Source organism: Tenacibaculum sp. Cn5-46, from assembly GCF_022347705.1.
In the GTDB taxonomy this organism is placed as follows: domain Bacteria; phylum Bacteroidota; class Bacteroidia; order Flavobacteriales; family Flavobacteriaceae; genus Polaribacter; species Polaribacter aiptasiae.
This window is the reverse complement of the sequence record NZ_JAKRGD010000008.1, coordinates 134,113-151,200: the sequence shown is the minus strand read 5'-3', so window position 1 is coordinate 151,200 and position 17,088 is coordinate 134,113. Positions and strand designations below refer to the sequence as shown.

The window sequence follows — 17,088 nt, the reverse complement described above, 5'->3', positions numbered from 1 at the left end:
AAAATATTATTAAACTAATGAAAGGAGATAGATTATATAACAAAGCACTTTATGAAGCGAAAGCTAATAATAACAAAGCAGCCTTTGAATTACTTAACAAATCCGCCAATTACAATAATCCAAAAGCCTATTATGCGCTTGGAACTTGGTATCTTCACGGAACACACGTAAAAAAAGATATAAATAAAGCTATTGATTACTTAACCAAATCAGCAGAAAAAAAGCATCCTGATGCATTTTATGATTTAGGTGTTTGCTATGAAAAGGGTATTGGTGTTGATAAGGATTTAGACAAAGCTTTTGAGTTATATTTACAGGCAAGCATTAGAGGAGAAAAGCAATCTTTTTATGAAGTAGGCAGGTGTTACCATTATGGTATTGGTGTCGAAGAAGATAAAGTACTAGCAGATTATTGGTTAGAACGAGCAGAAGAGTTAGGGATAACAGAATAATACAAAATAAAAATAGCTGGAAAATATAAGCCACAGCGAAAGTTGTGGTTTTTTTTATGCGTAAGTATTGCAAGCTTTAGCGTCTCGAATTAATGCATTAATCGTAGTGAAAATATGCTATCTATCTTCATTGTTCAGATTTTGTAAACTCGTAACAGCATCAACAATATTTTTATCAAGTTCCAAATCAGATAAACCAGTCTCTGTTACATTGTTTTCTCAAGATTTTTCAACTAGCAAAAAAGATTTTATTCAAAATTTTATGAAAGATATGAAGCAGATGAATGATCTTAATAAATATGTGAAGAATAGCTCTGGTTAAACTGTAGATTTTTTTAGTGTAAGCAAATTTAAAATAGTTTCTATAGTAAATAATAATGTGATAGTAGATATAGATACAAGGAAAGGAGAATATTGTATTAGGATATATTTAACTCTTATTAAAGATATGAAATTGAAGAAATATTTCCTTAAAAGCTATAAGAATAGAAATATAATTTTTTTAAATCCATGGAGAAAAAAGGATAGGTTATGTTCTAGTTCTCGTTGATCTATATTTGATAAAATAAATTATTAATAGGTTACTTGTTGCTTGACTCTTCTTATAGAGTTTGTTTTAAAGAAAAACAGTAAGGATATAAATGATAAGATAGGTTACTTTATTAAAAAACTCAGTAATACTGTGTTTACTGAGTTTAACTGAAAATATTAAGGTATCCCTATACACATGCCAGGGCCTTCAGGAGAAAGAAATGCACATAAGAATTGACAGTTTGCAGCAAAGGAAATGCAATCAGATTCTGAATAGCATTCTGATTTAGTAGAACAAGCGTGTCTTGAGGTTCCTCCATTTATATACTTTTGTGATTCTTTTGATAATTTTTTTCCTAGTTTTAAAATTGTTCTCATAATTAAAGTTGTATAATCAATTTAAACCTAGCAATACAAAGGATATTACTAGGTTATATTTGTTAATTATATAGGTGTACCTACACAAACTCCAGGGCAATCAGCTGATGGAGAAAAACATTGAAATTTACAATTTCCTTTAAAGGAAATACAATCAGATGCTGAATAACATTCAGATTGAATAGAACATCCGCGACTTGAAAATCCACCATTAATGGTTTGTTGTTCTGTTTTTTTTAATACTCTTCCTAATTTTAATAAATTTTTCATAATAAAGTTATAAATTAATAATATGTGTTTTATGCTTATCTGCAGTTTCTTGATCCTTCTTGAGCAATTACACATCCGTAATTACCATTTTCATCAAATCCACAGCAACGACCTGTAATATTGCTGCACCAGTCATTACTACATATTCCAGGGAACTTAGTGAAATTAATACCACCATTAATGGTTTGTTGTTCTGTTTTGTTTAATGTTCTTCCTAATTTTAATAAATTTTTCATAATTAGATTTTATAGATTAATTTATCGTGACTTTTTATATCTAAAGACGTGCACGTTTACGCCTATGAAGCCTTTTTTTAAGGCTAGCAGTTTAAAAATGAGTATATTAAAAATGATTTGCAATAGTGGATTCATGAACGACTTATATAATTTCATGAACGTTTAAATTCTGGTGTAAAAAAACCTTTAGCTAATGGACTAAAGGTTTTTAAGAAATATGATTAAAGCAGAGTTAATTTAGAAAACTCTTAAAATCTATTCCTATATATTCTTGATAGTTACAATTGTTAGGTGGTGCATTCCTAAATGGTCTTGTTATTATCATATAACTTCTTGTGGTATCGTTGATTTCTGTTGCTTTGGTGTCTCGTATGTTAGAAAAATCATAAGCTTCATTGTTGTAATTAGAGTTGTTTAAGGGGTGTGCTGATGATATGATACGAAGTATTGAAATTGATGTTGTTTGAGAAGGTATTCCATTAGGTAAATACAATTCTAAACAATCTTCATTAAGGAGAGAGTTTATGTATAATTCAAATTCACTTGAAATTTGATTTGTAATAGGCGAATGGGTTGGTCCGCTTCCTGGTCTTGGTCTATTATGGGGTCTAACAGTACCGTCATTTAGAGATTGAAATTGATACCAATCAAATTTTTTTTTCAAACCATTCATAAACTTTAAATTGTTTGGGTTAAATAAGTCATTTAACCTTATAACATTGTTAACATTGCTATTGTTTAAAATATTAATAAATTCTTCTTTGGCAGTGGGGTTATCTATTATTGTTTCTGTTACTAAAAAAGAAATCCACTGTAATTTTGCTTGAAATGCGTTTGAGGTTGCAGTATCTATAGATTTAGTTTTGTTAAAACGTAAATTATTTTTAAGTTCAGATACAATTTCCGTTTCTTCTTTGTTACAAGATATGATTATGAATATAAGTATTATAAATCTATTTAATTTTTTAAGCATAAGTATAGGTGTTTAACTTTTTAAATGTAAAATATTTATAATTACTTAATCATTAAATTGTATGAACGTGTATGAGTAATTCAGTAAGTATATTGAATAGATTCATTATCGTTATTTGAAGATTTCTTTTAACACATAATCTTTACGTCTACTAGAAACTGGAATTTGTATTTCAGAATTAATAATTAACACACCTTTTTTGTTGTTATATCTTATCACATGTTTTTTGTTAACTAAATAAGATTTATGACATCGAATAAAAACATCTTTTGATAATAATTCGATCATTTTTTTTATAGGTTTTGAAATTATGATTTTATCCAATTTTTGGATATAAAATGTTGTATAATTTCCTTCAGATTTACAGTATAAAATGTCTTTTTCATAAATAATATAAACATCTTCTAAGGTTTTTAAAACAATTCGTTTTTCAGATGTTCCTTTAAAATAATCACTAGAAATTTCAATTAGTTTTTCTAAATTATTTTCTTTTTTGGAGTTTTTAATAGCTTTATTAATGGCGTCATTAAACTCTATATCATCAATTGGCTTTAATATATAATCTAAAGCTCCTGTTTTAATAGCTTTAATAGCATGTTCATCAAATGCAGTTATAAAAATAATATCAAAATTTTTATAAGATATTTTTGATAGAATATCAAAACTAGTGCCCTTTTTTAAGTGGATATCTAAGAGAAGTAAATCAGGTTTTTCTTTTTCAATACTAGTAATAGCTTCCTCTATATTAGAAGCTTCAGCTACAATTTTAATGTCTTTATTAAATGATGTTTTTAATTTTTCTTTAATAGCTTCTCTAATATAATTTTCATCATCTATTATTATTGTTCTAATCATTTTCGGAATGTTTGTAGGGGATTAAAAATTTAATTATAACTCCAGATTCTTTTTGATTTATTTTATCTACAATGCTGATTTTTTGTTTTGTAGCTTTATAAATAAACTTAAAAATTAAATCGGTAGAGATTGATTTTTTGAATGCATTAGTGTTGTTTTTGTTGTTTAACCCTATGCCATTGTCTTCTATAATACAGTGTATGTGTTTTTTGTTATTTAGTAGCTTTAGGTTAACTGATATATGTCCTTTATAGTCTATTTGAGAGAAACCGTGTTCAATACTGTTTTCTATAAAAGGCTGAATTAACATTGGAGGTATATATAATAAATCGTCTATCTCAAAGTTGTCTAGCGTAATTTTATAGTCAAACTTATTTTGAAATCTAATTAATTGCAAGTCAAGATACTTTTGTAACGATTCGAGTTCGTTTTCTATTTGTACGTAATTATATAAAGAATTGTTAAGTATTAAGCGTAATAATCTAGAGAACTTTAACAAATAAGCTGTTGCTGCTTCTTGGTTGACTTTAATCTGATTTTGTATTACAGATAGTGTATTAAAAGTGAAATGCGAGTTCATTTGTGACCTTAATAGTCTTTGTTGCATTTGTATTTCTTGCTTTTTAAAATTTAGGTTTCGTTGTCTATAAAGTAAGACGCCTACAAGCATTAATAATGCAAAAAATACTAATAAGGAAATTAGTTTTATTTTGTCTAACTCACTTTGATTTTTAAGATTAGTAGCAATTCTTTCTTTTTCAGTAGCTATTGTTAACGCGTATAATTTTTCACCTATTCTTTCTTGAAGTCTTTTTTTGTTATTATTAATTAATGTTTTGTATTCATGTAAAATATCATTTTCATTTTCTCCTGTTCTGTAACTTAGTAAAAAACGTAAACTATCATAAAAATCAATAAGAGGTTGATAAGAATTACTATGTATGAAGGTTTTCGAGGTGTCTAAATAACTTTTGGCTTGTGAGTAGTTTTTATTATATAAATAGGCTTCAGAAATATTGTTGTAGGCTTCAATGAAATTATAATTGTGGTCTAGCTTAGTATTTTTGGTTTCTTTTAACTTTCTATATTTTTTGGTTAATACTATTACTTTCTTAAAGTATTCTATTGCTTTAGGAAATTTACCTTCATAAAAATATAAAGTACCATAAGCTCTATTTAACTGTCTTTTTCCATCTATTCCACATTTTATGGTACTAATACTATCTAATAATTTAAAAGCCTCGCTTTTTTTTTCTAAATCATAAAAAGTAGAAGCTTTAGAGCTGGCTGTAATTATATACATGTCATTATCTAAAGATTTTTCTGCGGCTTTAAGAGTTTTAGCATTATAGTATAATGATTCTTTGTAATTACCTAAATCTAAATTCGCTCTTTCTAGATAGTTATAAACATATACCAAATCACCAACAAACTCCTTTTTATTGCTGCTAGGTATATTAATGTATTCTTTAGCTATACTAATTGCATTTCCAATATTATCCTGCAGTTCTTCCATTTCCCAAGCACTTCTAAAGTACTTTATGTTTTTTTTTCTGTTTTTATTTTTCTTAGCTAAAGTTAATGTTTGATGGAAAAAGTGTCTAGCAGAATCAAGTATGTTTTTTTGTTTGTAATAATTTCCTGTTAAGAAAAGGTTTTCAATAATTAAAGTATCTGCTATTTTGTTTGTTTTGTTAAGTATATTTTGCGCTTTTTTCACATAATAGAAAATAGAGTCACCATTACTTTTTTCTGCTAATTTTTGTAGTCTAATAACTTTATTAGTATCTCTAAATAAATTTTGCTTTGTACAACAAACAAGAAAAAAGATGAAGCCAAAGAGTAGCTTATATTTCATAAGTAGGGGGATTTATATATAGCAATAAAGACTCAAAGATTAAAAATCTTTATCAATTTATATAATTTGTTTAAAAATAACTTTTAAGAACGTGTGGTTGTAGGATAAAAAGGAGTAAAATTTTATAATGCCTTCTAATTTGGTACTAACAACGTTGATTACTATTTGTGAATAGATGAAGATGGATTAGTAACTTTCTGTACAATTAGGTTTTTAGTTTGAATAATACAGGGAAAGTTATTTTTTGAAACAAAACTTTTATAAAATAAAAAAACCTTAACAAACAAATGTTAAGGTTTAGTACTGAAGGCGGGACTTGAACCCGCACGGGCATTACGGCCCATTGGATTTTAAGTCCAACGTGTCTACCAATTCCACCACTTCAGCATGGTATAATATATTTATTTTGACTACTTTTAAAATTAAGCCTCGCTAATGAAAGCGAGGCTTAGTACTGAAGGCGGGACTTGAACCCGCACGAGCATTACGGCTCATTGGATTTTAAGTCCAACGTGTCTACCAATTCCACCACTTCAGCATAATCTCTTAAAAGGATTGAGCGAAAGACGGGATTTGAACCCGCGACCCTCACCTTGGCAAGGTGATGCTCTACCCCTGAGCTACTTTCGCGTAGTCAAAAATTATTTTAAAGAACTTGTGCATTGCTCCGAATGCGGGTGCAAATATAACACCATTTTTTGAATTACAAAGCAATTTTTTATTTTTTTTAAATTTAATTACCAATAAATTTTATTGCGATTACATAAGAAAGAAATATCTTTGCAGAAATTTTAAAATAAGAAGTGAGCACCGTTTCATCTGTAAATACAAAAACCTCTTTAAAATCAGTCTTTAACGATTTTAAACAATTAACAAAAGTTGGCTTATCGGTTAGTGTGGTATTCACATCTATTACAGGATATCTTTTAGGAGCAGAAAATATAAATTATACAACAATACTATTATTAGCTATTGGAGGATACTTTATGGTAGGCGCATCAAATGCATTTAATCAAGTAATAGAAAAAGATATTGACGCAATAATGCAACGTACTAAAAATAGGCCATTGCCTGCAGGTAGAATGTCCGTAACAACAGCATTAATCATAGCAACAATATTTACAATAACTGGAATAGCTATATTATATGCCATTAATCCTAAATGTGCATTATTTGGAGCAATTTCAATATTCTTATATACGAGTGCTTATACTCCATTAAAAGCAGTAACTCCTTTAGCAGTTTTTGTAGGAGCAATCCCAGGAGCAATTCCTTTTATGTTAGGTTGGGTAGCTGCCACAGGAAATTTTGGAATTGAAGCTGGCTTTTTATTCATGATTCAATTTTTCTGGCAATTCCCACATTTTTGGGCGATAGGTTGGTTACAGTATGAAGAGTATAATAAAGCAGGATTACATATGTTACCTATGGATAAAAAAGACAAAGGAGCTATTGTGCAAATTATATTTTATACCTGTGTAATGATATTAATGTCTGTTGCACCAGTATTAAAAGTAACAGGAAAGTTTTATATATATCCAGTAACAGCTGTTATTATATTATTATTAGGGATGTTAATGTTGTATTATGCATTTCAATTATACAAAACAGAAAAAAACACTGATGCACGAAAATTAATGTTAGCAAGTGTTTTTTATATTACAATAGTACCCATTATATATGTGGTAGATAAATTTTTACATTAATGAGTGAACAAACTTTACAAGAAGAGTTAAGAGCGGGTAAAAGAAAATCAGCGAAACCAATGTTATGGATTTCAATGATTAGTATGGTAATGTTTTTTGCAGGACTTACAAGTGCGTATGTAATAAGTATGAATCGTGAAGATTGGGTTACTTTCGAATTGCCACAAGCATTTTATGTAAGTACAGTATTAATAGTAATGAGTAGTATTACATTAATACTATCGCAAAAATTTTTAAAAAAGGATAAAATTCAGGTGTCATTCATGCTATTATTAGCAACTTTAGTGCTAGGATTAGGCTTTGTATGGCAACAATATGTTGGATTTAACGAATTAAAAGCTGTAGGATTGTATTTTACTGGACCAGAAAGTACAGTGTCTACTTCTTTTATAATAGGGATAACATTTTTACATGTGCTGCACTTATTAGCGGGTGTAATTGTGTTATTAGTAGTAATTTATAATCATTTTAAAAAGAAATATTCATCGGCGGATATGCTTGGGTTTGAGTTAGGTGCAATCTTCTGGCATTTTGTAGATGTATTATGGATTTATCTATTTTTCTTTTTCTATTTCATAAGATGATGAAAAATGCGTAATTTTGGCGCACTGTTTTAACAAAAATTAACAAAAAGAGATTTATGGGAGCAAATATTGCTGTAAATTCTGACAACAAAGAGACCTGGGGCGGAGGTGGTGCAAAACCATTTGGCGCTAGTTATGGTAAAATGATGATGTGGTTTTTCATCGTATCTGATGCATTAACATTTTCAGGTTTTTTAGCAGCGTACGGTTTAACACGTTTTAAGTTTATTGACTCTTGGCCTATAGCCGATGAGGTATTTACCCACTTTCCAGGGTTACATGGTGTACATGCACCAATGTATTATGTAGCATTAATGACATTTATTTTAATTGTATCGTCGGTAACAATGGTGTTAGCGGTAGATGCAGGTCATCAAATGAAACAAAAGAAAGTAGCTTGGTATATGTTTGCAACGATTGTTTTTGGTATTATTTTCGTTGGATCACAAGCATGGGAGTGGAAAAACTTTATTAACGGTTCGTACGGAGCAGTTAAAACTTCTGATAACCATATTATACAATTTGTAAAAGATGGACATCAGATAGCGTTAGCCGATTTTGTACATACTGACAGAAAAGACGACAGAATCCACCACACTCGTAAGAATGGATTATGGTTTGATCAAGAACCAGCAATTTCTCAGTATTCAGTGGCACAAGTACAAGAAGCTTTTAAAGCTGATCCTACTTTAAGAATTAGAACTGAAAAATTAAATCCAGAAACTAAACAAAAGATAATTTTATCTAGAGAAGAAAGTTTAGCGCAATTAGCTTTAGCAACTCAAGTTGTTGAAGGAGCTAACTTAAAAGTAAATGAGTATGGTAATCCAATATTTGCAGATTTCTTCTTCTTTATTACAGGATTCCACGGATTCCACGTATTCTCAGGGATTTTAATTAATATAATCATATTCTTTAATGTTGTACTAGGAACGTACGAGCGTAGAGGACATTATGAAATGGTTGAAAAAGTAGGTTTATATTGGCACTTTGTAGATTTAGTTTGGGTATTTGTATTTACCTTCTTCTACTTAGTATAATAAAAAAACGATAGTAAAATGGGTCACGCACACGAATCGAATCAAAAAAGAATTTGGATTGTTTTAGCAATCTTAACAATTATAACAACTGTAGAGGTTGTATTAGGTATCATTAAGCCTGCATCGTTACATTTACATGGATGGGGAACTAGTTGGTTAAACTGGATTTTCATTATCTTAACAATTGCAAAAGCATACTACATTGCATGGGCTTTTATGCACTTAGAAGGTGAAAAAACATGGTTTAGAAGATCAATTGTTTGGACAGGAGTTTTCTTAATATCTTACTTATTATTTATTGTATTGATAGAAGGAGATTATTTATATGAAACATTAGCGCCATTAGTAAAATGGTAATTATATAAAATTGAAAGAAAAGGTGGTTTTAACCACCTTTTTTTGTCTTTAATTTGAAATCAAATGAAGGTAACAAAAAAACACATAGTCTTATTTGCATTATTTATAGTGCCCTTGTTATTTTATATATTCTTATCATTAGGAATCAATAACTTTGCAAAACTACCAGTACTTACTGAAAATGTAATAGATGTTTCATCAATAAATAAAAAGTATACGTTTGATAGAAAAATATCAATTGTTACTTTTCTAGGAACTAATATTGAGGAAGCAAAAGGAGAATTATTTAATTTAAATGAAAAGATTTACAAGCCATTTTATGGGTTTAAAGATTTTCAATTAATCGTAATTGCACCGAAAGGAATGGAAGATAAAGTTGCAAAACTTCAAAAAGACATAGGAGCATTTACAAATATGATTAAATGGAATTTTGTATTTGCTAATGAAGCAGAAATAAAAGTGTTGTTTGATAGTTTTAAAACTAACCAATCATTAGATAATGCCTTGCATACATCAAAAGCTTTTATTGTAGATAAAGAAATGCACTTAAGAGGAAGAACTGATGATGAAGATAGTGCAAATGGAAAGCTGTTTGGGTATAATATGAAATCGGTAGCTGAGTTAAATAGTAAAATGAAAGATGATGTTAAGGTGGTATTAGCAGAATATCGTTTGGCATTAAAAAAGAACAATGCTGATAGAAAAATCTAAAAACTTACAACTATGAAAAAACAAAATTATTCATACATAGGAATTTCATTCATTATCTTATTATTTGGTATTTATTCAGTGCCAAAAATTGTAAAACACTTTAATACTGCAGATTTATATAAGTATACAAAGGTTCCTGATTTTGAATTTATAAACCAACATGGCGAAACGATTTCAAATAAAGATTATGAAGGTAAAGTATATGTAGTAGAGTTTTTCTTTGCAACATGTCCAACAATTTGTCCAATAATGAATGCAAGGTTGGTTGAAGTTCAGAATGAGTTTATGGGAAATCCTAATTTTGGAATAGCATCATTTTCAATAACACCAGAGATAGATACGCCTAAACAGTTAAAAGCTTATGCTAAAAGAAATGGTATAAATCATAAAAACTGGCATATGTTAACAGGCAAACCAGAAGAAGTAGTTTATAATTTATCAAATGACGGATTTAAATTATTCGTTGGAAAAGGTGAAGTGTCTCATGGAGGGTTTGAACATTCAGGTTTGTTTGCTTTGGTAGATAAAGATGGGTATATCCGTTCTCGTTATGATGAACAAGGTAATCCAATAGGTTATTATAGAGCGTTAGAAGAACACGGTTTTGGTAATCAGATAAAAGAATTAAAAGAAGATATAAAATTATTGTTAAAGGAGTAACATGAGTGCAGAAGAAAAAAAATATAAAAGGTTTATTACAATAGTATCTATAATAATACCAATAGCGGTAGCTGCATTATTTAGAATTAAAATACCTAATGTAGAACCCTTGACTTTTTTGCCACCTATATATGCAAGCATAAATGGATTGACAGCTGTGTTATTAGTAGCATCGGTAGTAGCAATTAAAAAAGGAAATAGAAAGCTTCATGAGCAGTTAAATACTTTAGCGATTATATGTTCTGTGTTGTTTTTAGTTATGTATGTAGCCTATCATATGACTTCGGACTCCACAAAATTTGGAGGTGAGGGAGTAATAAAGTATATATACTTATTTATTTTATTAACACATATTGCTTTATCTGTAATAATAATTCCATTTGTATTGGTAACATTTATGAGAGCTAGACTAGGAAAGTTTCCAGAACATAAAAAAATAGCTAAGATCACATTTCCGCTATGGTTATATGTAGCAGTAACAGGAGTTGTAGTATATTTAATGATATCACCATATTATGTTTAAAAAAGTAGTTTTAATTTTAGTATTAATAGCTTCAACAAACGTATCTGCACAATGTGCAATGTGTAAAGCAGTAGTAGAAGGAGGTAATGAAACAATGGCTGAAGGAGTTAATAATGGAATAACCTATTTAATGGTGTTTCCTTATATATTAGTTGGGTTGTTGTTTTATTTTATTTACCGCCATAAAAAGGCTTCAAAAAATTAACAGTCTAATAAGAGTTTTTTTTTGTAACATATTCTATTTTTAGTCGTCATATAAAAACAGTTTTAAAAAAATGTTCGATTTTGAATCTAATAATGTTCGAAATCAAACAGTTAAATGAAATTGAAAAACAACTAGTTTACTGGTATACAGAAGGTTATGTTTTATTCTTTTTTGGAATACCAATTGACTAACTATAATGAACAAAAAAATATTCGTCTTGAAAACAAAAATTGTATTACTAGGAGCTCTATTAATCTCATTAACAGGTTTTTCTCAAAAACAGTGGACACTTAAAGAGTGTGTAGACCATGCGTTGAAAAACAACATTACAATCAAACAAAATAAGCTAAGTGTACAACTAGCTGAAAAAGATGTGGACATAGCAAAAGGAAACTTCTTGCCAAGTTTAAATGGTTCAGCTTCACAAGGACTAAATTTTGGATCTTTTATCGGTCAAAATGGAGGAAGGATTTCTAGAGATACTAGAGGAAACAATTTTGGATTAAGTTCTAATACTACTCTTTATAATGGTAATAGAAATAAAAATACATTAAAACAGTCTAAGTTAGGTGTTGAAGGTAATAAATTAGATGTAGCTAAAATAGAAAATGATATATCTTTAAATGTTGTGAATACATACTTAAATGTATTGTTTGCCAAAGAAAATTTAGAAGTAGCTATTGTACAATCTGAAATTAGCAAAAAACAAATAGAAAGAGCAAAGGCTCAGTTTGAAGCAGGTGCGGTACCAAAAGGAGATTTGCTTAATGTTCAATCTACAGCAGCAAATGATATTCAAAATGTTGTTTTGCAAGAGAATACATTAAATTTAGCATTGTTAAGACTAGCACAATTATTACAGATATCTTCAGAGAATTTTGACGTAGCAAAAATTGATATTGATTCTCCATCTTTAGTTTTATTATATAATAGTTCAAAAGAGGTGTATCAAAAAGCTTTAACAAATAGACCAGAGGTTGAAAGAGCAAAATTGAATGTCGAAAATGCAAATTTAGGTGTAGATTTAGCAAAGAGTGAATTATTACCAACATTAAGTTTTAGAGCAGGGGTTAATACATCTTATCAAACTGTTTTAGGAGAGAAAGATGAGATTTTAGTTAGAGATAATTTAGGGAATATAACAGGGACAGCAAGAAATGGTTTCTTTACCCAGTTAGATGGTAATTTAGGATACAATTTTGGTTTAGATTTAAGTATACCTATATTTAATCGTTTTCAAAGTAAAAACAGAATAGCAAAAGCTAAAATTAATAAGGAAGTTTCGGAAATAGCATTAGAAAACCAAAAATTACAATTAGAACAAGAAATAGAAAAAGCTTTTTTAGATGCGAAAGCAGCAGCTAAAACATTTGAAGCAGCAAAAGTTTCTTTAGATGCCCAAAAAGAAGCTTTTAAAAATGCACAAGTAAGTTATGATTATGGTTCAATGACACAGTTTGATTTTGACCAAGTTCGTAATCGTTTGGTTAATGCAGAAGGAGCTATGATTAGAGCTAAATACGATTATGTGTTTAAAACAAAAGTATTAAAGTTCTATTTTGGAGAGTCAATAGTAGATTAGATATAAAGTTCTTATAAAAAGAAAAACCTCGTTAAGTAAAAATTAACGAGGTTTTTCTTTATAATGTATCTTTGCAAAAAAGTATTATTAGTTTGGCATTAATTTTAAATATAGAAACAGCAACTAAAAACTGTTCTGTAAGTATTGCAGAAGACGGAAAGGTTTTAGCTATTAGAGAATTAAACGAAGGAAGTTATTCTCATGCAGAAAAATTACATCCATTTATTCAAGAGGTTTTAGAGGAACTAGCGTTAACCACAAGTAAGTTAGATGCTATAGCAGTAAGTAAAGGTCCTGGTTCTTATACGGGACTTCGTATTGGGGTTTCTGCTGCTAAAGGACTTTGTTTTTCAATAGATAAACCATTGATATCTCTCGAAACTTTAAAATCGTTAGCACATAGTATAAATGTTGAAGAAGGATTAATAGTACCAATGATAGATGCACGTAGGATGGAAGTATATTCAGCAATATATAATTCAAACTATGAACAAGAACGAGAAATACAAGCTCAAATAATTGATGAAAACTCTTTTGTAGAAGAGCTATCAAAAGGGAAAGTATATTTCTTAGGTGATGGAGCTGCAAAGTGTAAAGAAGTTATTACACATGAAAATGCTGTGTTTATAGATGGAAAGTTTCCTTCATCAAAAGAAATGGCTGCATTAAGTTATGAGAAGTACAAAAAAAACGACATCGAAGATGTCGCTTATTTTGAACCTTTTTATCTAAAAGATTTTATTGTAATTCCTGAAAAAAAGAAGGTTTAGCCTTCTTTTTGGATTTCCACAGAGTGTGGATAAGGAATTTCGATACCAGCTTTGTCTAAAGCTAATTTTACGTTTTCAGTAGTTTCGAAGTAAACGTCCCAATAATTTGGAGTTTCTGTCCATGGTCTCACAGCAAAGTTTACAGAACTATCTGCTAATTCTGAAACATTCACACTAGGAGCAGGATCTTTTAATACTTTAGGGTTAGATGTTAAAACATCCATTAAAATTTTCTTAGCTTCTTTGATGTCTGCATCATACGATACTCCAAAAGTTAAATCAACTCTTAATTTACCTTCAGCAGTATAATTAATAATATTACCATTTGATAAAGCACCATTAGGTACAATAGCTAACTTGTTTCCTGGAGTGTTTATATGAGTAGTAAATACTTGAATTTCTTTTACTACACCAGTTACACCTTGTGCTTCAATTAAATCCCCAATTTTAAAAGGTTTGAAAATCATAATTAAAGCTCCTCCAGCAAAATTTGATAATGATCCTTGTAAAGCCAAACCAACAGCAAGACCAGCAGCACCAATAATAGCAGCAAAAGATGTTGTTGCAACTCCTAAGTTAGAAATAACAGTAACAAATAATAAAGCTTTTAAAGACCAGCTTAATAAATCGCCCAAAAACTTTTGTAGTGTAACATCTACGCTACGTTTGTTCATTATTTTTTTAAAGGTTCCCACAACAAATTTAATAGCAAATAATCCTACAATTAAAATTGCTAAAGCTGTTAGTACCTTAGGTGTGTAATTAATCAATAAGTTTTGAAATTGATCTAAATACTCTTTCATGTTTAAGTTTTTAAAAAATTAATAAAATGTAAGTAGCGTTAGTTTTTTAAAAAGTGAAGCAAAGTTACAGTATCAATAACAATATACCAATTAAAGAAGGTATAGATTGAACAAAGAATATTCTTGGTTTTTTTGTTGAATAAGCGCCATAAATTCCGGCAACAAAAACACAGGCTAAGAAGAAGAGTGCTACATCAGTTTTTACAGACAAAATAGACCAAATCAAACCAGCAGCTAAAAAACCATTATACAATCCCTGATTGGCGGCTAATATTTTAGTTTCTTCAGCATATTCTTTCGATTTTAAACCAAAGGTTTTAATTCCTTTAGGTTTGGTCCATAAAACCATTTCTAAAATAACTATATAAATATGGATTAACGCTACTAAGGCAACGAAAAATAATTGAGGATAAGTCATTGTTAATTGTTTTTGGGTTAGTTAATAGTTGTTTTTAAATAACAATAATGTTTATTTATACAAACATATGTAAAAAAATAGAGAGCAATTAGTAATTGCTGTAGACATAAAAAAACGATATTGTACACAATATCGTTTAAATAGTAGTTAGTTAATATAGGGTTACTTTACTTCAAAAGTAACTTTTAAGTTAACTCTAAATTCAGTTACCTCATCGTCATTTACAACTACGCTTTGCGATTGTACAAATGCTGATTTAATTCCTTTAACTGATTTAGAAGCTTGTTTTACGGCTTTTCTGGTAGCATCTTCCCAACTTTTGTCAGAATTAGCTAAAATTTCAATAACTTTCATTACTGCCATAATAATTTCTTTTATGATTTATACCTCATAAATATACTAATTTTAAAGGTGATTTCCTTGTCAAAAAATAGGATTAAAAACCAATGTTAAATTAATGTTACGAAAATGTTTCAATTATGTAAATATTTTTATATATTTGTAATGTAAGTGTTAATCCTTAAAAGTTTAGATATGAAGAAATTAATAATAGCCGCTTGTGTTTTATCAGTATCATTATTACAAGCTCAAGATACAGAACCAAAATTTGAGAAATCAGGAGATTTAGTAAAAGCAACTTATTTTTATAAGGATGGTAAAGTAAAGGAGCAAGGTTTCTTCAAAAACAAAAAGTTAACAGGGACATGGACTTCTTTCGATAAGAAAGGAAATAAAACAGTTATTGCACATTACGAAGCAGGAAAAAAAGTAGGTAAGTGGTTTATGTGGAAAGAAGATGGACTGAAAGAAATTGATTATAACAATAATGTTATAGCAAGTGTGCAAACTTGGAAAGAAGAAACTAAAATGGCTATCAAATAGCCTTTGGGAGATTAAACAGAATAAAAAAACCGAGTAGATTTTCTACTCGGTTTTTTATTTTCTCCCAAAATCAGCAGGAATTTCTCCCCAAGCTTTAGTTTCCCATTTTAATAAAGGGTTTTTAAAAGAGTTTTCTTTTAGCCATTTCTCGGCACGTTTTATTAAGTCTAAAATATCTTTATTCTTCTCATCAAAAACAATATTAGTTCTACATTGTTTTTTTCGAACCCATCCCATTGCTATTTTAGAATCTGAATAAATAGGTAGTTCATGCATGTTTTTACTTTTTAATAAAGCAATTCCATGGACTAAAGCTAAAAACTCACCAATATTATTGGTTCCATTAATAAAAGGTCCCATTTTAAAGATTTCTTTTTTATTTTGAGTTAAAACACCTCTGTATTCCATTTTCCCTGGATTACCAGCACAAGCGGCATCTACAGAGATACTTTCTAAAATAGGATTGCCATATTTAGCTTTTTCGGCAGCAGATAGAACAACTTTCTTGGTATCTTTTCCTTTATAGTCGTTATAACTCTTGGTAAACGCAACTTCAGCTTCTTTTTTATCAATAAAAGCTTTGTATTGGGCGCCTTCATACCCAGTTATTTGTTTTTTACAAGCATTCCAAGAGGTAAAAATACCTTTCTCTTTACCTTGCCAAACAACATAATATTTTTTCTTTTTAGACATTCTTTGTAATTACTTCTTCAATTATTTTAGGAAAATGTTCATATTCTAAGATATGAATTTTTTTAGCTATTTGTTCAGGTGAATCGTTTTTGTCTATGATTGTTTTAGCTTGAAAAATAATAGCTCCTTCATCATAATTCTCATTAACATAATGAATTGTAATACCAGATTCTGTTTCATTATTTTCCTTTACAGCTTTATGAACATTCATTCCGTACATACCCTTTCCTCCATATTTAGGTAACAAAGCAGGGTGGATATTTATAATTTTATTAGGAAAAGCTTCGACAATCTTTGCAGGAATACGCCATAAGAATCCAGCAAGGACAATTATGTCAGCTTCAACCTGTAAAAAGTTTAGTACGGTGTCGTCTTTTGTAAAACTCTCTCTGTCAAAGAGAGAAGCTTCAATATTGAGTCGTTCACAACGGTCAAAAACTTTGGCATGTTCATTGTTAGACAGCACGTGAGTAACAGTGGCAATTTGAGAAGAATTGAAGTATTTAATTATGTTTTCGGCGTTGGATCCAGAGCCAGAAGCAAAAATTACGATACGTTTCATGTTAAAATTTAGTTGTTTTGTTACTGCAAAAAAAAGAAT

General features: G+C 29.3%; 23 protein-coding genes and 3 tRNA genes. 12 read left to right on the top strand and 14 right to left on the bottom strand.

The annotated features are described in order from the left end of the window. Positions 1–17 precede the first annotated feature (17 nt). Entirely contained in the window at positions 18–452 is a 435-nt protein-coding gene (locus tag MHN29_RS16345; protein ID WP_235275580.1) for a tetratricopeptide repeat protein, read from the top strand. Between the two features lie 708 nt (positions 453–1,160). Here MHN29_RS16345 and MHN29_RS16340 read toward each other — a convergent pair. The 9 genes from MHN29_RS16340 to MHN29_RS16300 all read right to left on the bottom strand — a co-directional run bounded on the left by MHN29_RS16340 (position 1,161) and on the right by MHN29_RS16300 (position 6,183). Beyond that, positions 1,161–1,361, bottom strand: a complete 201-nt coding sequence (locus tag MHN29_RS16340) for a hypothetical protein (RefSeq protein ID WP_235275579.1) — start codon at positions 1,359–1,361, stop codon at positions 1,161–1,163. Positions 1,362–1,427: 66 nt separating this feature from the next. Further along, the gene (locus MHN29_RS16335) at positions 1,428–1,631 is read right to left on the bottom strand and encodes a hypothetical protein (protein WP_235275578.1); all 204 of its coding nucleotides are present in this window, start codon (positions 1,629–1,631) and stop codon (positions 1,428–1,430) included. A 35-nt stretch (positions 1,632–1,666) separates the two neighbouring features. After that, positions 1,667–1,867, bottom strand: a complete 201-nt coding sequence (locus tag MHN29_RS16330) for a hypothetical protein (protein ID WP_235275577.1) — start codon at positions 1,865–1,867, stop codon at positions 1,667–1,669. A gap of 232 nt (positions 1,868–2,099) precedes the next feature. After that, positions 2,100–2,840, bottom strand: coding sequence for a hypothetical protein (locus MHN29_RS16325; RefSeq protein ID WP_235275576.1), 741 nt, complete (start codon positions 2,838–2,840; stop codon positions 2,100–2,102). A gap of 111 nt (positions 2,841–2,951) precedes the next feature. After that, positions 2,952–3,695, bottom strand: coding sequence for a LytTR family DNA-binding domain-containing protein (locus MHN29_RS16320; protein ID WP_235275575.1), 744 nt, complete (start codon positions 3,693–3,695; stop codon positions 2,952–2,954). Then, positions 3,688–5,553 carry a histidine kinase gene (locus tag MHN29_RS16315; RefSeq protein WP_235275574.1) on the bottom strand — a complete coding sequence of 622 codons (1,866 nt, stop codon included), beginning with the start codon at positions 5,551–5,553 and terminating at the stop codon, positions 3,688–3,690. The genes MHN29_RS16320 and MHN29_RS16315 overlap by 8 nt, the downstream gene beginning before the upstream one ends. Positions 5,554–5,854: 301 nt before the next feature. Next, positions 5,855–5,940, bottom strand: a tRNA-Leu gene (locus MHN29_RS16310). 65 nt (positions 5,941–6,005) lie between these two features. After that, positions 6,006–6,091, bottom strand: a tRNA-Leu gene (locus tag MHN29_RS16305). 20 nt (positions 6,092–6,111) lie between these two features. Then, positions 6,112–6,183, bottom strand: a tRNA-Gly gene (locus MHN29_RS16300). Positions 6,184–6,356: 173 nt separating this feature from the next. Here MHN29_RS16300 and cyoE point away from each other — a divergent pair. The 10 genes from cyoE (at position 6,357) to tsaB (ending at position 13,691) form a co-directional block, all read left to right on the top strand. Continuing rightward, positions 6,357–7,259 (top strand): heme o synthase, encoded by a 903-nt coding sequence (gene cyoE / locus MHN29_RS16295; RefSeq protein WP_235275573.1) that lies wholly within the window; start codon positions 6,357–6,359, stop codon positions 7,257–7,259. Beyond that, on the top strand, positions 7,259–7,843 hold the full coding sequence (locus tag MHN29_RS16290; RefSeq protein WP_150899380.1) for a cytochrome c oxidase subunit 3: 585 nt from the start codon (positions 7,259–7,261) through the stop codon (positions 7,841–7,843). The genes cyoE and MHN29_RS16290 overlap by 1 nt, the downstream gene beginning before the upstream one ends. A 56-nt stretch (positions 7,844–7,899) precedes the next feature. Continuing rightward, positions 7,900–8,883 (top strand): cytochrome c oxidase subunit 3, encoded by a 984-nt coding sequence (locus MHN29_RS16285; RefSeq protein WP_150899379.1) that lies wholly within the window; start codon positions 7,900–7,902, stop codon positions 8,881–8,883. 18 nt (positions 8,884–8,901) lie between these two features. Beyond that, positions 8,902–9,240, top strand: a complete 339-nt coding sequence (locus MHN29_RS16280) for a cytochrome C oxidase subunit IV family protein (RefSeq protein ID WP_150899378.1) — start codon at positions 8,902–8,904, stop codon at positions 9,238–9,240. A gap of 63 nt (positions 9,241–9,303) precedes the next feature. Beyond that, positions 9,304–9,951 carry a hypothetical protein gene (locus MHN29_RS16275; protein WP_235275572.1) on the top strand — a complete coding sequence of 216 codons (648 nt, stop codon included), beginning with the start codon at positions 9,304–9,306 and terminating at the stop codon, positions 9,949–9,951. A 12-nt stretch (positions 9,952–9,963) separates the two neighbouring features. Further along, positions 9,964–10,611, top strand: a complete 648-nt coding sequence (locus tag MHN29_RS16270) for an SCO family protein (protein ID WP_235275571.1) — start codon at positions 9,964–9,966, stop codon at positions 10,609–10,611. A gap of 1 nt (position 10,612) precedes the next feature. Beyond that, positions 10,613–11,134 carry a DUF420 domain-containing protein gene (locus MHN29_RS16265; protein ID WP_235275570.1) on the top strand — a complete coding sequence of 174 codons (522 nt, stop codon included), beginning with the start codon at positions 10,613–10,615 and terminating at the stop codon, positions 11,132–11,134. Beyond that, positions 11,127–11,339, top strand: a complete 213-nt coding sequence (locus MHN29_RS16260) for a hypothetical protein (RefSeq protein ID WP_235275569.1) — start codon at positions 11,127–11,129, stop codon at positions 11,337–11,339. Before MHN29_RS16265 ends, MHN29_RS16260 begins: the two co-directional genes overlap by 8 nt. 217 nt (positions 11,340–11,556) lie before the next feature. Next, positions 11,557–12,921 carry a TolC family protein gene (locus MHN29_RS16255; RefSeq protein WP_235275568.1) on the top strand — a complete coding sequence of 455 codons (1,365 nt, stop codon included), beginning with the start codon at positions 11,557–11,559 and terminating at the stop codon, positions 12,919–12,921. A gap of 92 nt (positions 12,922–13,013) precedes the next feature. After that, a complete protein-coding gene (gene tsaB, locus MHN29_RS16250) occupies positions 13,014–13,691 on the top strand; it encodes a tRNA (adenosine(37)-N6)-threonylcarbamoyltransferase complex dimerization subunit type 1 TsaB (RefSeq protein WP_235275567.1) in 678 nt (225 codons plus the stop codon). Here the strand turns inward: tsaB and MHN29_RS16245 are convergent. From MHN29_RS16245 to MHN29_RS16235, 3 genes are all read right to left on the bottom strand, one after another. Then, on the bottom strand, positions 13,688–14,494 hold the full coding sequence (locus MHN29_RS16245) for a mechanosensitive ion channel family protein (RefSeq protein ID WP_235275566.1): 807 nt from the start codon (positions 14,492–14,494) through the stop codon (positions 13,688–13,690). The two genes, tsaB and MHN29_RS16245, sit on opposite strands and share 4 nt — an antisense overlap. A 64-nt stretch (positions 14,495–14,558) precedes the next feature. Beyond that, complete coding sequence (locus MHN29_RS16240; RefSeq protein WP_235275565.1) at positions 14,559–14,912, bottom strand: DUF1304 domain-containing protein; 354 nt, start codon at positions 14,910–14,912, stop codon at positions 14,559–14,561. Between the two features lie 162 nt (positions 14,913–15,074). Beyond that, complete coding sequence (locus MHN29_RS16235; protein WP_150899369.1) at positions 15,075–15,275, bottom strand: dodecin family protein; 201 nt, start codon at positions 15,273–15,275, stop codon at positions 15,075–15,077. 171 nt (positions 15,276–15,446) lie between these two features. Here MHN29_RS16235 and MHN29_RS16230 point away from each other — a divergent pair, with 171 nt between their 5' ends. After that, complete coding sequence (locus MHN29_RS16230; protein WP_235275564.1) at positions 15,447–15,794, top strand: toxin-antitoxin system YwqK family antitoxin; 348 nt, start codon at positions 15,447–15,449, stop codon at positions 15,792–15,794. A 54-nt stretch (positions 15,795–15,848) separates the two neighbouring features. Here MHN29_RS16230 and MHN29_RS16225 read toward each other — a convergent pair whose 3' ends face one another. Further along, positions 15,849–16,487: a viroplasmin family protein gene (locus MHN29_RS16225; RefSeq protein ID WP_235275563.1), complete on the bottom strand. Its 639-nt coding sequence runs from the start codon at positions 16,485–16,487 to the stop codon at positions 15,849–15,851. Next, positions 16,480–17,049 carry a phosphoribosylglycinamide formyltransferase gene (locus MHN29_RS16220; RefSeq protein ID WP_235275562.1) on the bottom strand — a complete coding sequence of 190 codons (570 nt, stop codon included), beginning with the start codon at positions 17,047–17,049 and terminating at the stop codon, positions 16,480–16,482. Before MHN29_RS16220 ends, MHN29_RS16225 begins: the two co-directional genes overlap by 8 nt. Between the last annotated feature and the right edge of the window lie 39 nt (positions 17,050–17,088).

What these genes read in the sequence shown, in the direction of transcription:
- MHN29_RS16345 (WP_235275580.1), top strand. Translation starts at nt 18, where the DNA reads ATGAAAGGAGATAGATTATATAACAAAGCACTTTATGAAGCGAAAGCT.
- MHN29_RS16340 (WP_235275579.1), bottom strand. Translation starts at nt 1,361, where the DNA reads ATGAGAACAATTTTAAAACTAGGAAAAAAATTATCAAAAGAATCACAA.
- MHN29_RS16335 (WP_235275578.1), bottom strand. Translation starts at nt 1,631, where the DNA reads ATGAAAAATTTATTAAAATTAGGAAGAGTATTAAAAAAAACAGAACAA.
- MHN29_RS16330 (WP_235275577.1), bottom strand. Translation starts at nt 1,867, where the DNA reads ATGAAAAATTTATTAAAATTAGGAAGAACATTAAACAAAACAGAACAA.
- MHN29_RS16325 (WP_235275576.1), bottom strand. Translation starts at nt 2,840, where the DNA reads ATGCTTAAAAAATTAAATAGATTTATAATACTTATATTCATAATCATA.
- MHN29_RS16320 (WP_235275575.1), bottom strand. Translation starts at nt 3,695, where the DNA reads ATGATTAGAACAATAATAATAGATGATGAAAATTATATTAGAGAAGCT.
- MHN29_RS16315 (WP_235275574.1), bottom strand. Translation starts at nt 5,553, where the DNA reads ATGAAATATAAGCTACTCTTTGGCTTCATCTTTTTTCTTGTTTGTTGT.
- MHN29_RS16290 (WP_150899380.1), top strand. Translation starts at nt 7,259, where the DNA reads ATGAGTGAACAAACTTTACAAGAAGAGTTAAGAGCGGGTAAAAGAAAA.
- MHN29_RS16285 (WP_150899379.1), top strand. Translation starts at nt 7,900, where the DNA reads ATGGGAGCAAATATTGCTGTAAATTCTGACAACAAAGAGACCTGGGGC.
- MHN29_RS16280 (WP_150899378.1), top strand. Translation starts at nt 8,902, where the DNA reads ATGGGTCACGCACACGAATCGAATCAAAAAAGAATTTGGATTGTTTTA.
- MHN29_RS16275 (WP_235275572.1), top strand. Translation starts at nt 9,304, where the DNA reads ATGAAGGTAACAAAAAAACACATAGTCTTATTTGCATTATTTATAGTG.
- MHN29_RS16270 (WP_235275571.1), top strand. Translation starts at nt 9,964, where the DNA reads ATGAAAAAACAAAATTATTCATACATAGGAATTTCATTCATTATCTTA.
- MHN29_RS16265 (WP_235275570.1), top strand. Translation starts at nt 10,613, where the DNA reads ATGAGTGCAGAAGAAAAAAAATATAAAAGGTTTATTACAATAGTATCT.
- MHN29_RS16260 (WP_235275569.1), top strand. Translation starts at nt 11,127, where the DNA reads ATGTTTAAAAAAGTAGTTTTAATTTTAGTATTAATAGCTTCAACAAAC.
- MHN29_RS16245 (WP_235275566.1), bottom strand. Translation starts at nt 14,494, where the DNA reads ATGAAAGAGTATTTAGATCAATTTCAAAACTTATTGATTAATTACACA.
- MHN29_RS16240 (WP_235275565.1), bottom strand. Translation starts at nt 14,912, where the DNA reads ATGACTTATCCTCAATTATTTTTCGTTGCCTTAGTAGCGTTAATCCAT.
- MHN29_RS16235 (WP_150899369.1), bottom strand. Translation starts at nt 15,275, where the DNA reads ATGGCAGTAATGAAAGTTATTGAAATTTTAGCTAATTCTGACAAAAGT.
- MHN29_RS16230 (WP_235275564.1), top strand. Translation starts at nt 15,447, where the DNA reads ATGAAGAAATTAATAATAGCCGCTTGTGTTTTATCAGTATCATTATTA.
- MHN29_RS16225 (WP_235275563.1), bottom strand. Translation starts at nt 16,487, where the DNA reads ATGTCTAAAAAGAAAAAATATTATGTTGTTTGGCAAGGTAAAGAGAAA.
- MHN29_RS16220 (WP_235275562.1), bottom strand. Translation starts at nt 17,049, where the DNA reads ATGAAACGTATCGTAATTTTTGCTTCTGGCTCTGGATCCAACGCCGAA.